The 15,005-nt window shown below is 42.5% G+C and carries 13 protein-coding genes and 1 other RNA gene; 4 read left to right on the forward strand and 10 right to left on the reverse strand.

Translation table 11 applies throughout. From position 1 onward, the window contains the following. From L3V32_RS00425 to smpB, 6 genes are all read right to left on the reverse strand, one after another. Nucleotides 1-594, reverse strand: coding sequence for a restriction endonuclease subunit S (locus tag L3V32_RS00425; protein ID WP_049879909.1), 594 nt, complete (start codon nt 592-594; stop codon nt 1-3). A 225-nt stretch (nt 595-819) separates the two neighbouring features. Beyond that, nucleotides 820-3,228: a hypothetical protein gene (locus tag L3V32_RS00430; protein WP_237283644.1), complete on the reverse strand. Its 2,409-nt coding sequence runs from the start codon at nt 3,226-3,228 to the stop codon at nt 820-822. A 137-nt stretch (nt 3,229-3,365) separates the two neighbouring features. Further along, nucleotides 3,366-3,644, reverse strand: coding sequence for an AlpA family transcriptional regulator (locus tag L3V32_RS00435; protein ID WP_000115789.1), 279 nt, complete (start codon nt 3,642-3,644; stop codon nt 3,366-3,368). Between the two features lie 396 nt (nt 3,645-4,040). After that, a complete protein-coding gene (locus L3V32_RS00440; RefSeq protein WP_237283645.1) occupies nt 4,041-5,267 on the reverse strand; it encodes an integrase domain-containing protein in 1,227 nt (408 codons plus the stop codon). A 183-nt stretch (nt 5,268-5,450) separates the two neighbouring features. Beyond that, nucleotides 5,451-5,818, reverse strand: a transfer-messenger RNA (tmRNA) gene (gene ssrA, locus L3V32_RS00445). A gap of 66 nt (nt 5,819-5,884) precedes the next feature. Continuing rightward, entirely contained in the window at nt 5,885-6,370 is a 486-nt protein-coding gene (gene smpB / locus L3V32_RS00450) for an SsrA-binding protein SmpB (RefSeq protein ID WP_005391476.1), read from the reverse strand. A gap of 118 nt (nt 6,371-6,488) precedes the next feature. Between smpB and L3V32_RS00455 the strand changes: the two genes are divergently transcribed. Together L3V32_RS00455 and L3V32_RS00460 are read left to right on the forward strand one after the other, a co-directional pair. After that, nucleotides 6,489-6,932 carry an SRPBCC family protein gene (locus L3V32_RS00455; protein ID WP_104974428.1) on the forward strand — a complete coding sequence of 148 codons (444 nt, stop codon included), beginning with the start codon at nt 6,489-6,491 and terminating at the stop codon, nt 6,930-6,932. Then, a complete protein-coding gene (locus L3V32_RS00460) occupies nt 6,922-7,275 on the forward strand; it encodes an RnfH family protein (RefSeq protein ID WP_005391471.1) in 354 nt (117 codons plus the stop codon). The genes L3V32_RS00455 and L3V32_RS00460 overlap by 11 nt, the downstream gene beginning before the upstream one ends. A gap of 104 nt (nt 7,276-7,379) precedes the next feature. Here L3V32_RS00460 and bamE read toward each other — a convergent pair whose 3' ends face one another. The 4 genes from bamE to nadK all read right to left on the reverse strand — a co-directional run bounded on the left by bamE (nt 7,380) and on the right by nadK (nt 12,243). Continuing rightward, nucleotides 7,380-7,739 carry an outer membrane protein assembly factor BamE gene (gene bamE / locus L3V32_RS00465; RefSeq protein ID WP_005391468.1) on the reverse strand — a complete coding sequence of 120 codons (360 nt, stop codon included), beginning with the start codon at nt 7,737-7,739 and terminating at the stop codon, nt 7,380-7,382. Between the two features lie 330 nt (nt 7,740-8,069). Further along, a complete protein-coding gene (gene recN, locus L3V32_RS00470) occupies nt 8,070-9,734 on the reverse strand; it encodes a DNA repair protein RecN (protein ID WP_104971335.1) in 1,665 nt (554 codons plus the stop codon). Nucleotides 9,735-9,902: 168 nt separating this feature from the next. Continuing rightward, a complete protein-coding gene (locus tag L3V32_RS00475; protein WP_084742357.1) occupies nt 9,903-11,093 on the reverse strand; it encodes a DUF3103 domain-containing protein in 1,191 nt (396 codons plus the stop codon). 265 nt (nt 11,094-11,358) lie between these two features. Continuing rightward, nucleotides 11,359-12,243, reverse strand: a complete 885-nt coding sequence (nadK, locus tag L3V32_RS00480) for an NAD(+) kinase (RefSeq protein ID WP_005391462.1) — start codon at nt 12,241-12,243, stop codon at nt 11,359-11,361. Nucleotides 12,244-12,389: 146 nt separating this feature from the next. Here nadK and grpE point away from each other — a divergent pair, with 146 nt between their 5' ends. After that, nucleotides 12,390-12,986 (forward strand): nucleotide exchange factor GrpE, encoded by a 597-nt coding sequence (gene grpE / locus L3V32_RS00485; protein WP_012842091.1) that lies wholly within the window; start codon nt 12,390-12,392, stop codon nt 12,984-12,986. A gap of 416 nt (nt 12,987-13,402) precedes the next feature. Further along, on the forward strand, nt 13,403-14,677 hold the full coding sequence (locus tag L3V32_RS00490) for a dicarboxylate/amino acid:cation symporter (RefSeq protein ID WP_012842090.1): 1,275 nt from the start codon (nt 13,403-13,405) through the stop codon (nt 14,675-14,677). The last annotated feature ends 328 nt before the right edge of the window (nt 14,678-15,005 follow it).

The raw sequence follows: 15,005 nt of genomic DNA on the forward strand, positions 1-15,005 counted from the left end.
TTATTCCTCCCACATCCAATTAAGAACCTTCGCCTGTACGGCTTTCTCTTGTTCCTCAATTAAAGACATTGCAGCTCTTTTCGCCTTTACATGCGAATGAAACAAAGTAGAGATTTGATGCTGTTTAACGATCGATGGGAAAGGTAGTTCCAGCTTCTTTAACGAGCCTAATGAAATACTCTTGACCGCATTAGTTGAAGAGGAAATGCTCGGACTATTTAAAGTTTGCTTTCCGATAGGAGAGTTAAAGTAAGTAACCAAAAACTCACCAGAATGCTCTTCCTTTAGGCGCAAGACTATGAAGTTTGCAGTAACCACAAGGTTTAGTTTCGCTGCGTCTTCATCGACAATACAACAACGCATTGACTGACCACGAGCTAACAAGACGACATCCCCTGCTTTGAGCAGGAATTTACCGATCTGCTTCCCTTCCTTGATTTCGATATCTTGTAACCCTTCAGTCGCTATATAGCCATCCGAGCTAAGATCTGATGCGCGGAGTGCTTTATACGTTTCACGTGTTCCTGATACCTCTTTGTTGAAGAAAGAGTTGGGAGCGCCTGCAAACATAGCTGCACATTGCTTGGATAACATACCACCTCCTTGAATCGTAAATCGTTTAGTATTTATGTGTTAAAAGTATATTAGACATCACATTGCTAACAGTCAACTAATAAATACTAATTAAATTACGATTTTTTGTGTATGAATAATGATTGTGAGTGGGAGGCTCTCATTCGAATTAAGTAAGATTATGATTTGATAGGGGATATTCCCTGCTACCTTCTGAGTGTCGTGGTAGCAGGGCAGTGTTGGCTGTTAAGCTGCGGATTTGGTAGTTTCAGATGGGGTTGTATTAAAGCAAGCATAATTACGAGCGTTTTTATGCAGCTCTACTTTTGCTTTCTTGCTACTGCTGCGGAATGTCCCAACTTCGAAGCCTAATGAGTTTAAGAGTCTTTTCAGGTATGACGTCGCCTTGTTTGGTTTTGCCTCCTGATGAAGAGGCTTGGTAATGTGTAAGCCATCTTTAAAAGCCCAGTTTAATACATCTTGCTTCAAATAGCAGGCTTTTACAATCTGGCGAACATCGTCTTTGTGAATCCAAAAAGCGTCACCATCGACAGAAAACCCATACTTTCTCAAAATATTGTCATAGATGAACATCGCGGCACAATGGTGCTTGTCTTCGATTTCCACTTTGTCACTAGAGCGATTCACGAACGGGAATGAATCAAACACACTTCGATTGGCTAAGAACTTGAAGTGGAAGTTAACGTCATCTTCTGTAACTTTTTTCACTCCGTAATCCCGTTTGATCTGAAACTTAGTTAAAGAAGCGTTATCAGAAGACGTCCTTCTGTCTTTAGTCCATAACCAGGAAGCTTGTTCTTGAGTTAAATCAGGTGAGGATACAATCGCTTGCACTTCTAACTCTTTGTACGCTTTGGCTGCCAGAGTAGCACTCTTTTGAGCAAACAGTTGTGCTGTAAAAGAGGATGGGGCCGATGTAGTCATAAAACCGAGTTCTTCCAACGTTAAATGTAAATGTAAGGCTAAAGGAGCGAAGAAGCGCTTTTTAACGTTGTTGAATGCAATGTTCAACTTGTCAGTTGGCTGGACATGGACTGTTGGTTTGTACGTCGTCTCTTTGGCATGTGGCGTAATGAAATCTTTGTATGCATCAACGGCAAACCAAATTTGTTTTGCTGTACGAAATCGACGTGCGAAATTAATCAGCTCTAACGGTGTTAGTGTCTTATCGCAGAAAACCACAACCTTGTTAGTAAAGTGCGTAGTAATTGAAAAGCCTGAACTTAAGCAAGGAGATGCCATGATTGCGTTATACTTCTTAATCTCTTCGTTTGGATTCTCCAAAAAGGCTTTTTGAGCAGGCATGTCTTTATTGTGAGCGTGAATAATTAAGACCCCGTCTTTTAGTGCTTCTTCTTCACAATCTAGCCTATTAGAATCTTTATAGCCCAGTGATTGGGTTACCTGGCGAAGTGTGACGAGAGAGTCAAACAGGAATACTTTATCTTTCTTAGTAAGCTGCTCTTTGAGATAAACGTTGGAGAGGTACTGGTTTTTATCTGTGATCACAGCTTTGATTGAAGAGTACGGATTTTCTTTACAATCCAATAGTGTCACTTCGCTTCTTAACTCTTTGATGTAACTCAAGCTGATGTCTGAAAGATCTGCATCACCCACAATCAATTGTGGGACATTACGAATGACTTCTGACAAGCTTTCAAAAACTTGTTGCTTTGGTAACTGTTTACTGGGTTCAGAACATACGACAGTCGTCAGTACTTTTTCGAACTCATCAATGATAAGAATATCCGCCTGATTAAGCACAGAGCGAATATGAGATTTCCAAATGCTGTTTACAACAACCCCCATTGCATCCGCCTGTTCTAGCTCACATAAATCTTGGTTGTAGCTGACTGCGAGATTGTCATTACAGTATTGTTCGACCAGTGCGGTCAGGTAAGACAGATAAACGATCTTCTTGTTTTTGCTTCGAGCCGCTTTCGCTAATGGACCAAATAGATGCTTGGTCTTCCCTGTGCCTGTTGCCGCTCTTACTGCAAGAGTTTTGCTGTCGTTGATAAGCTGTGAGCACAGCGGAGAGCGCAATGAATCAACGGTGATGGTCTTAGTTTGAAGAGTCGGAGACATGAACTTTCGCACTCTATTGCGATTCTGTTCGAGTTGCTCATCAAGTGCAGCTCTCAATAACTCAATACTCTGAACGCCCTGTAAATCAGACAGAAAGGTGTTAACACATGCCTCGGTTGTGCTGTTTGTCAGAGGAACAGTACGAATCAATTGCTTGGAAAGCCACTGCGATGTCTCTTTGCACGGTGATAGAGAGTTGCAAAGGGTTAGATAAGTCACAGTGCTTCTAAAGTTCTCTAGGCTGTAGTAAATCCCTGTCGCGCTATCTAACATTGGAACACGACTTCCACAGTAGTTGCTTTTCATTAATCTAGCCGTTTGAGTCGGGAACAGCTTTGAATCGGCGACTAATGTAGTCGTATAGCCAGCATCTAGATAATATCGGACGACATCCATCGCATTGCTTCTGTCGTTGCGTAGAGCAACGACTCGATGATCATTCGAGCGATGCTGAAGGCACGGGTCGAGCATAATGAAAACCGACTTAGCTTTTGAGGTTTGAAGTAGAGTGTGTTCTGTAGCTTGAGATTGCGCGATGACGTTCATTTATTCTAATTCCTACTTGAACGTAAAAGTGCAAAATTTCTAGATAATATATATAACTAAAAAATTCTGCACTTTTACCAGCATGCTAAAGCATGCAGTAAACAATTGATTTATTTGTGCTTAGTGAGAATTTTTAGTTATGCGGCTAGTGCATAGAGACTGTTGTCGAAAAGAGACTGTCTTTGCTCAACAAGATGAGAAACAGTTTGCTGTAGATCTTTGCCTAGTGCCATGGCTGCGATAATTGCATCGACCTCATGAGACAAGAAACCAACAGAGTTTGCACCAAGTGGAATTGAAGGTGGGAATGTTCCATCATTGATTTTGCGATGGAGAGTCGCTCTTGAGAATGGAACGCGCTGTAGAACGTCAGATTTACGTACGATTTTTAGAAGAGGAGTTGTATTTACAGACATAACGATAACCTACATTAATTCATGTCTAGTACTAACTTTATATTCCAATACTTACACTGATCCACGGAAGTTTATTATCAGTGAAGGAACACCTAGATGGGACTGAAGCCTATTGGGTTACAGACTCATTCCTTAACAATTAAAGGAAGGTATTCGTATGTAATGGAATAGTGAAGTCTTCAAAAAAGGCTCCGAAAGTTAAGTTAATACCAAAACAATAAACAAATAGTTAAACCGAAGTTTAACGGGAATAAGTTACGTTGCCGCGTAGCGGACTTTAAATGTCTGTTTCCTATGTGAAAATTAAATATTTAGACGCGATTTAAAATAATGCGGGCGATTCTCATCGTCAATACAAAATTACCCGCACCTCACTAAAACTGTGATATTTGTCACTTAATTTTTTGGTTTTGCTATAGTATTGGCGTTTTTAGAAGCATCAAGTATGAAATTACTCCACCAATCCATGATCTTTCGTCGCTCTTCCAGATATTCAGCATTGTTGTAGATGTCACGAATCGTGTTCTTGTCTACGTGTGCTAGACACAGCTCAATAGCATCTTTGTTAAAGCCCTGTTCGTTGAGCGCTGTACTGCCGATTGAGCGTATACCATGGCTCACCAGCTTTCCCGCCATACCTGCACGTTTCATTGCGGCGTTGATACTTTGACTGTTCATGTGTTTGTCTGCTGAGCTAGCGCTTGGGAAAACATATCGTTGACCGAATGATATAGGCTTCATAAAGTTCAATAGCTGTAATGCAGCGTCTGAAAGAGGGATCTTATGGTCGCGTTTCATTTTCATTTTATCTCGACCAATGATCCAAAGCCTGTTTTCGAAATCTATCTCATTCCATTCGGCTCTAGCGCACTCATTTGGGCGGGTTAGCGTGTGAAGCTGAAACTCAAAGGCGCACCTAGTGGTAAGCTTGATATTTGCCAATGACATTTTTTGCATAAGAATATGTAGCTCATCAGGCTTTATCGTAAGCATGTGTTCACCTTTTGGCTTTTTGAAAGCTTTCCAGATGTTTTCGAACCGATTGAATTCAACTTTGCCGCAGTGTTGTGCATATGTCATAACTTCATTCAAGCGCTGACAGACGCGTCTTACTGTTTCTAAAGCTCCTTTCGCTTCAATAGGTCGTAATGTTTGAATCACTGTTTGAGTAAGTAATTCGTTAACAGGCATATTTCCTAAATTGGGGAAAACGTGAAGCTCAAGAGAGCGCCAAATGTCATCTGCATAATCATCTGACACATCGTGTTTCTTCACTTCAAACCATTCTTCAGCGACAGCTCTTAACGTGTGAGACTGTGCTACCTGAGCAGTAAAACGTTGGTTATCTCTGTGAGTTTTAGGATCAATGCCTTCAGCGACCTGTTGGCGCATTTCTCTTGTTTTCTCTCTCGCGGAAGCGAGAGTGATATCAGGAAATGCGCCGAGGCTGATGTTCTTGCGTTTTTTAGTTACTGGATGGATGTAGTTGAAAATCCAAAGTTTTGCGCCATTGGGCTTTACACGTAAGTACAGACCGTTGCCATCGGCAAGCGAATATTCTTTCTCTAAGGGCTTAGCTTTGGTTACTTGAGTTGATGATAAAGGCTTGATTTGCTTAGCCATTTTAATGGTTCCTTTCTGATGTAACACCAATTTGTGTTGTTATTGGTTAGTGTTACGCAGAATGTTACTAAATGACTGAGATTAAGTGAATCTTGATGAGACACCCTGAACCACTTAAAGCTAGATGGGGCAAGGGTTTAGAAAAGAAAACGGGACGTCCTGAGACGTCCCGTTACTAGTGATTGGTGGAGCTGGCGGGAGTTGAACCCGCGTCCGAAAACCGTTCATCATTGGTACTACATGCTTAGTCGATCTTTAATTTCGCCACCCACCTGCGAACCGACACGCTAATGAATGACTAGCCTGAATTAAAATTCGCCGTTCATCTCTCAGGCGGGAGAATCCGGGCTAGCGCGTTTGGGTTTGATCCCTCGTTATTCCCCGTCTTACGTGCGGAAGCTAGGGCGAGAGAGCTCTGAGCAGGTTATTAAGCTGCTAGTGCGTAGTTTTCGTCGTTTGCGACTATTTTTTTGCGGTTTGTTAACGAGGCCTACCGCACCTCGGCATGCACCTCAGACTTCTGAATTCCCGTCGAATCCTAAATCAGCCCCAGGTAATATTCGCATAGTAACAGAAAAGCATTGGCTGTCCAGTACTATACGTTTAAGTGGTCAAGATTAACGCAGTGTACTCTTCATGACGCGTGCTTTCTCTCTTGCCCAGTCTTTTTCTTTTAAATCCGTACGTTTATCGTGCAGCTTTTTACCTTTTGCTACGCCAATTTTTAGTTTCACCCAAGAGCGAGACCAGTACAGAGAGAGGGCCGTTAATGTCATACCTTCACGGTTCACACGTCCGAATAGGTTGTCTAGTTCACGACGACTCATTAGTAGTTTACGCACACGTGTGGGGTTCGCCACAACGTGTGTCGATGCCTGATTTAAAGGAGTGATTGTCATGCCACTCACAAAGGCTTCACCGTCACGCATAAATACGTAACTTTCAGAAATATTGGCTTTACCTTGGCGAAGGGCTTTCACTTCCCAACCTTGGAGCTCCAAGCCAGCTTCGATTTCATCATCGATGAAATACTCGTGGCGAGCTTTTTTATTCAGCGCGATAGTATTGCTACCCGCTTTTTGTTTCGTTTTTTTCTTTGCCATAATAGCGACATTATACGGGTTGGATATCGGATAGGAAATCCTTTTATTTGCGCAATCGTGTAATAAAAGTAAAATTGGCAGGAGCTTTAAATCTGTACATGTATCGATAGGAGTATGTATGAAGCAAGTCAGCCGTTCTGCGCTTGTGTCTTTTAGTGCTGAACAGATGTTCAATCTGGTTAACGATGTTGCTAAATACCCTGAGTTTCTGCCTGGTTGCTCGGGCTCTAGAATCATTGAGTCTTCGGGTAATGGTATGGTGGCTTCTGTCGATGTGGCGAAGGCTGGTATCAGCAAAACGTTTACTACTGCAAATGAGCTGATCCCAGGCCAAGCAATTATGATGAACTTGGTGGATGGCCCGTTTAAGACGTTGCGTGGTGGTTGGATTTTTACCGCGCTAGATGAGCAAGCTTGCAAGGTTGAGCTAAAGCTTGAGTTTGAATTCTCAAGTAAAATGATTGAGATGGCCTTCGGTAAGGTTTTTAACGAGCTTACCAGTAACATGGTAAATGCATTCACTAAACGCGCAAAACAGGTCTACGAGTGTTATGAGTATTGAGTCAGATATGATTCACGTAGAGGTTGTCTATGCTCTTCCTCATGAACAGCGTGTATTTAATTTAGTGGTGAATAATCACGCAACGGTAGAAGAGATCATTCGACAATCTGGCGTGTTAGAGTTATACCCTGAAATTGATTTATCTAAGAATAAAGTGGGTGTGTTTAGTCGTAATGTGAAGTTAGATGCGACCGTTCGAGATCGAGATCGAATAGAGATATATCGTCCGTTACTCGCAGACCCGAAAGAGATTCGTCGTAAGCGGGCGGAGCAGGCTAAAGCCGAGGGGAATGCAGACCCAGTCACCGGTGGTAAGCCTAGCTCTGTACGTAAGAATAAGTAGACTTGATATCAATCCCAATGGATGGCGTCATTGATTCAAAGTGTGATTGCGCGATATCTAGATAATAAAAAACCTCTCATGTGAGAGGTTTTTGCAAAAGTCGTTTACTGAATCTGCTCGTAAAAAGCGTCACTTTTTGGGAAGTCACCACTGATATCTGCGAGTGTGCCTTGATCGTTAAAGTTAACGATCAGGTCTTTTTGCACTGGATCACCGTGACCAGGAGTATGGTGATAAATGTAGTACCAAGTGTTTGGGTAGCCGTTTTCAATAAGCATTGGCGACCCTAGTACGAAGCGAACCTGTGCTTTAGTCATCCCAAACTTTAATTTATCTACCGCACTTTGTTCTACATAGTTGCCTTGGTTGATATCAATGCGATAAACCAGTTTTTCCAATACCGAACATCCTGTCAGCAATGTCATTGCTAATGGTACGGCAACTAACCACTTCTTTAATTGCATAATAATTTCTTAGTAACCTTTAAAATACTGCGCTGATAATAAACAAGCTCGACGCAGATGTAAAAAGCTATGCGTCGTATGATAGGAAATCTGACAACGAATTTTGAGTTGAGTTGCATTTATTGATTCTCTCACATGTATGTTTATGTCGATGAGCGATTTTCTATCCAGTTTAAGCGGTAACTAATGACAAATAGCCAAGTTATTGAGCTATGGGGTGGCACTGACCATTATTTCGAAAGGGAATCAGAACCCAAGCACTTTGATATGGTGATGGGGGAGGTAGAGTCACGGAGTAGTGTTCGTGACTCTATCTTTGAAAGAGCATGGCTAAGCGGCGATGAGGAGCTCTTTGGCGTTTGCAAGGGTAGAATCTGTAATTTGGCTACCTCCAAGTAGGCGAGCTAATTCTGCCACACGTTGTTGTTCATCTAATGCGTGCATTTGTGTTTCGGTTTGGCCAGCTTTTGTTTGTTTAGCCACGAACATTTGTTGATGGCCACAACCTGCAACTTGAGGGAGGTGAGTGACACACAATACCTGAGTAGACTCGCCAAGCTTGCGTAGCATTTTGCCGACTACAGCTGCTGTTGGACCACTAATACCGACATCCACCTCATCGAAGATCAAGCTTGGTGTATCCACTTTCTGAGCGGTAATCACTTGGATAGCTAATGAGATGCGTGATAGCTCACCGCCTGACGCAACTTTTGCTATAGGTTGCAATGGCTGTCCTGGGTTGGTCGATACTAAGAAGCACACACTGTCCATGCCAAGTGGTGATGGGTGCGTGTTTTCATTGCTGACTTCGATATTGAATACCGCTTTTTCCATGCTCAATTCGTGCATGCTTTGTGTGATCAGTTTGTTCAGTTCTTTTGCGTAACGGCTGCGTGATTTGTGTAGTTTTTCTGCTTGGTTTAGGAAGCTTTGGTACTTTTGTTCCACTTCTTGCGCGAGTTCATCTAAACGTTCATCAGAGCAATCTAACGCTTCTACTTGAGCCAGAAGATCTTGGTGATGTTGGTATAGTTCTTCTGGCATCACGTGGTGTTTGCGAGCAACAGACATAACTTTAGAAAAACGTTCTTCTACATAAGCCATACGAGCAGGATCCACATCTATGCCATCTAGATAACTGCGTAATTCGTTCTTCGTTTCTTCCAGTTGAATCATCGCTTCTGACAACATGTTGGGTAGCTCAGATAGCTTTTCATCTAACTCAGCTAGTTGAATTAGGGAGTGATTGGCCGATTGCAAAATACCAAGCGCATTGACTTCTTCACCTTCGTAAATAAGTTCGATGGCTTGCTGACAGGTAGTGGCGAGTTCACCACTATTGGATAGTCGTTTGTGCTCTTGCTCGAGCTCTGCAAATTCTTCTTCACCTAGCGATAACTCATTTAGTTCTTTGATTTGGTATTCAAGCAACTGTTTTTGCGCCTGGTTTTGCTGGCTATTTTCTTTTAGTTGCTTGAGGTTATTGTCTGCCTGACGCCAATGCTGGTAAGCACTTCGTGTGCTTTTTAGTAGGTTTAGATGACCTGCATATTGGTCGAGCATAGCCATTTGGTGTTCGCTTTTCATCAATTGATGATGAGCGTGTTGCCCATGGATATTGATCAGCAGTTGCCCTAAAGATTTGAGCTGTGATAGTGGGACAGGACTGCCATTAATGAAGGCTCTTGAGCGACCTTCTTTTGTGATGATGCGACGCAAAATACATTCACTGCCATCAAGCAGATCGTTATCTTCTAGCCAACGCGTTGCATGTAGGTTGTTGTCCAGTAAAAAAGCGGCACTAACTTCGGTTTTTTCTTCACCTTGTCGAACCATGCCAGCATCGGCTCGTCCGCCTAAGCAGAGCCCTAAAGCATCTATAGCAATGGATTTACCCGCGCCTGTTTCACCTGTGATGGTGGTCATGCCCTTAGACAGCTCGAGTTGTAAAGACTTAACAATCGCAAAATTATTAACACTTAGATGAGCCAGCATTTTTTATTTACCTGTATAACTGAACAATACTGTATAAGAGAACAGTATATACTGTTTCTTTATACAGTAAAGGCGGGTGAGAAAAAATTTCTGTGTGGGGTGCTTTTTTGTGATGAAGTGGGAAAAATGAGCCGAAGTGATTACAACGACTCATTAAAATTGAACAGGTTACGGACGAGTTGGGTTAATCGTGAGCGGCTCTAATGTGACTACTGCATTCACACCAGCACCTGGATGATCCACGTATGATGTGTCTTGCATTAGTGTGTAGTAAACGTCGACGAAGTCATCATCATTCGTTAGGACGCCGTCAGGGATCGTGTCGATGATCTTATTAGTGATTTGCGGAATAATCGCGTAAGCCTGAACTTCTGGATCTGGAATCGCTTTCAGCACTTCTCCAGCAACTTGAACGAGGAGTTTTGCCAACTGTTTATAGTCTGTACCATCATCTTGTTCCATGAGCACGATATCTGCAGCGCCCCAGCGGTAACGAGACCAGTGAATAATGATCTGATTCGGGTAGTAATCTTGGTTATCGTAGTCTAAGTATGGAAGCTCCACTAAATCGAGAGTCGGTTCATCACGACTTGGATTGACGCCCGTTACGATAGCGTAGATTTCTGCCTTGCCAGAGATCCAAGGTTCTTTGTCATCGGCTAGACGGATCTTTTTCAACTGCGTTGTTTGAATTGGAGCCGCTTCGCCCACTGTGCTACTTGACAATAGCGGTGCATTTTGGCGTTGTTCATCAGCAACGTATGGTTGAACTAAAGCTGGCTGACCGAGTTTTTTCATCTCAGCTTGCATAGCTTGCAAGCCTGCTTTTAGCTCAGCAGAGCTGTTGTTATCAACAACGAGTACAGGTACATCTGGGAGTTGGTAAACATCGAGTTGATGGATGTTGCCATACACATCAAATGCTTCGATATATTGCCAATTCTCATCATCACCACTTGGTTCAAATGCAAATAATGGCTCGACCTCGCCACTTTGCCATGCTGTTATCATGCTCTCATTCGCTAAACGAACTTCCAGCAACTGATCTGAGTATTCAGAAATACCTTTCCAGCTACGAATTTGAGTGTCAGCTTGTACAAGCTGATGGCTAAACTCGGAGTTGGGGTTTTGTTGAACAAATGCTGATACAGAGACGCTAGTCTGTTGTGGAGTAATATCTCTTCTCAACATGGGTTCAATGGCAGCATAGTTCTCACTCAATTGTTGAGCGAGGGCACGCTTCGTCTTAGTGATATCTTCCGCTTTTGCGTTGGATACACTGTTGACTTGCGTTTCCTCTGATTGGCAGCCAATAAGTGCTAATGTACTGAGAACAGACAGAATGATGGTTTTCTTCATAATATGTCCTTTATTTATTTTATGAAATAGAGTTAATACTCTATTCATGGTGAGAATATCACCGGACATAGATCATTGAATTTGCTTTTCTATCTTTTGTGTAAACTTTGCCCACAGGATCAAAATTTATAAACTTCTCTTTAATGACAGCAAATATCGTGTCGCCTCACTACTTTGTGTCTATTTCTTGTCTAAGAAAGCCAAAAGCCAGTGGCAATTAAGCTACTGGCTTTTTTATTGAAGTCATTTCCCTGAGTAACAAGTGTTAGAACAATTTACTAGACCAGCCAAGCTTATTCCGTAAGACGTGATAGTAGCTGTAGTCTTTTGGATGGATGAGCTTTAGTACATTTGGACTTTGATAGATGTGGATTTCGTCTCCTGGAGAAACAGGGAGAGACACTTGTCCATCACAGCTAACTTCTTGTGTTCCTCGGTTCTCTGGTGACACCACCAATTTAATTCGACGCTTTCCATCAACCACCAAAGGTCGACTCGACAAGGTATGAGGAAACATTGGCACGAGTGAAATGGCATTCAAGCTAGGCGAAAGAATTGGACCACCGCCAGAAAGCGAATATGCGGTCGAGCCCGTTGGTGTAGAGACAATCAAACCATCGGCTCGTAAAGAGAAGGCGAAGCTTTCATCAATGTACACTTCAAATTCAATCATATGGGCAATTTGCCCTGGGTGAAGTACAGCTTCATTTAGCGCAGCGTTGTGGCTTTTAATTTGCCCGTGACGGTGTACTTCCGCTTCTAAGAGAAAGCGCTCTTCTTCAATATACTCACCGTCGAGTACCGCTTGCAGAGACGCTTGGAACTCGTCTGGGTTTAAGTCAGTTAAGAAGCCTAGGTTTCCACGGTTCACCCCTATGACTGGAACATCAAATCGGGATAAAATTCTTGCCGCGCCTAGCATGTTGCCATCCCCACCAACCACAATGGCTAGATCGGCATTTTTTCCTAGTTCAACTAAACTGGCAAATTGACTCTGCGGGATATCATCCAGTATTGCGGCAAGGCGATCGTCAATAAATACTTTATAGCCTTCAGAGGTCAGCCATTGGTACAACTCTTTATGAGTTTGAATTGCTTGTTGATCTCTTGGTTTTCCGATAATCGCGATCACGTTACATGGATTTTTCATAGCATTTCCGCATTAAAGAGGCTTGAATCAGGAATCTTCATCCCCATAATAATGGCAAGTCACCTAAATATGCGAATTTTTATGTGGTTAAAGCCCGCAAAAACGCGCATGGCTTTAAGGGCATTATGTTGAATTCTGGAGATATCATGAGCAACGAAGAAAACAAAGTTACAGAAGAAGAGCTTGATCAAATCATCGAAGAGGCTGAAAAAGTAGAAGCTGAAGCACAAGAAGTAGAAGCTGAGCTTGAAGAAATTGGTGATGAGACAGACGCTAAGATTGCTCAACTAGAAGCGGCACTACTGTCTAGCGAGGCAAAAGTAAAAGAGCAGCAAGATGCGGTGTTGCGTTCTAAAGCTGAAGTAGAAAACATGCGTCGTCGTACCGAGCAAGAGATCGATAAAGCACGTAAGTTTGCGTTGAACAAGTTTGCCGAAGAGTTGCTTCCTGTTATTGATAACCTAGAGCGTGCAATTCAAGCGGCAGATACAGAGAATGAAACGGTTAAGCCGTTCCTAGAAGGTGTTGAGTTAACACACAAAACGTTTGTCGACGTTGTGGCGAAATTTGGCTTGAAAGCAATCAACCCTGAAGGTGAAGCATTCAACCCAGAGTTCCATCAAGCGATGTCGATTCAGGAAAGCCCAGATCATGAATCAAACACAGTTATGTTTGTTATGCAAAAAGGTTACGAACTAAACGGCCGTGTGATTCGTCCGGCAATGGTAATGGTTGCTAAATAACCTTAACTGCCTGTTTTCAAATATAAAGCGCCCATCATTTTTGATGGGCGCTTTTTTGTTTTAAACGTAAGTTATTGCAATGAGCTTCATTGTATATCGACAAAATGGAAGTTTGATCCCCTTCATATTTTTTCTTATTGGTTAATTATTTTCCTATAGGAGATTTCTTCTCATCTCACTGCGTGTTTATGAACGAAGAGGGCTATAAGTAATTGTAATCATTCGTTGTGTGAATGTTTGTCCTGCATAGGAATGTAAAGATAGTCATTTTTTCCACAATAACTCCATTAACAAAAATGTAAATTATCACTTTATTTTGTAACTTTCGTGTGTATGATTTGCGACTAATGCTTTAAAAGTAAGCATATATAACTACAAAGATGTAAATAGCAAACACAACATATCGGAGATTTATAATGGATAAATCGCTTTCTAGTAAGATTTTTATAGGCTTGTTTGCCGGCCTTGTGCTGGGAACAGCAATTCAGTACTTATTTAGCGGTATTGCGATTTTTGATACATACCTACTTGGAGCAGCAGAAGGCGTTGGCGGCATGTTTGTCTCGCTGATCAAATTGCTTGTTGTTCCTTTAGTTTACGTTTCAATCGTATGCGGCATTGTTGACTTGAAAGACATCAGTGCATTTGGTCGTCTTGGTGGAAAAACTTTTACCCTCTACATTCTTAACACCATCATTGCGATTACGGCGGCTTTGACTGTTGGTTTGATTTTCCAGCCAGGAGCTGGTGCTAATCTGGCAGGAACGGTATCTGAGGCCGTACAGCTGACGACGACAGAAACGCCGGACATTTTCTCTCTAGTTGTTAACATTGTTCCTAGCAACCCAGTACAAGCGTTTGCTAACGGCGACATGCTGCAAATCATCTTCATGGCAATTCTGACAGGTCTTGCAATTCAAGCTTTGGATTCTCGTGGTGGCCCTGCCATCCGCACGTTCAAAATGGCAAATGAAATCATGATGAAACTGGTTGGGTTAGTGATGAGTCTTGCGCCATATGGTGTGTTCGCGCTAATGATTCAATTGGGTGCAACACTAAACGCCAATACATTGATGTCCGTGGCTGGTTATGTGGCCTTGGTGGTTGCGATGTTGGTGTTCTGGATCTTCTTCTTCTACCCAATGGCAGTAAGTCTTGCGACAGGGACCTCTCCAAAGACTTTCCTACGTGCAACTCGTGAGCAGATTCTGTTCTCTCTATCTACCGCGAGCTCAAATGCGACTATCCCGGTAACGATGCGAACACTGACAGAAAAGCTTCAGGTCTCTAAATCGGTTGCTGGCTTCGGTGTACCACTGGGCGCAACGATGAACATGTCTGGTGTGTCTATCTATATTGCTCTAGCAACGATGTTTGTTGCGAACGCTTTTGGCCAGCCAATTAACACTGCAGACATCTTCACGCTTGGTTTAACTATTCTTCTATTATCTATTGGTGCTGGTGGCGTTCCTGGAGGCGGCGTGGTAATGGTAGGCGTTTTGCTTCACCAACTAGGCTTACCACCTGAAGGTTTGGCAATTATTGCTGCGGTTGACCGTATTAATGATATGTTCTGTACGTCATCTAACGTTGTCGGTGACACGGCGGTAAACACCATTGTTGCAAAAACAGAAGGTGAGATTGGTAAAGAAGAAGGCGTTGACGCTGAGCCTGCTCAAGCGAACGCATAATGTCTTGAATCATTTATTTTAACCCTAATATTGAAACGAGCTCTTATGAGCTCGTTTTTTTGTTTAGGAAGAGTCGGGCATAAATACATTTACCTGAGAAATGGTGTTTTGTTGCGCTATAGCAGTGTGACGAGTTCCCAACTAATCAGAAAGAAACACATAAATTTCGAAAAAAGACGCTTTTTTTTAATTCTGCCCTTGAAAAGCATTTTGCCGCCCTTATCTATGTGGCATAGAGAAGCAAACATTGATTATTTTTGTTTGTGAGCAAGGGTTGAAACCCGATTCTCCTCCCCCCACATTGGGGTTATAACCAAACGAAAATAGA

The sequence above is a fragment of the Vibrio sp. J2-4 genome, from assembly GCF_021728155.1.
GTDB lineage: Bacteria > Pseudomonadota > Gammaproteobacteria > Enterobacterales > Vibrionaceae > Vibrio > Vibrio diabolicus.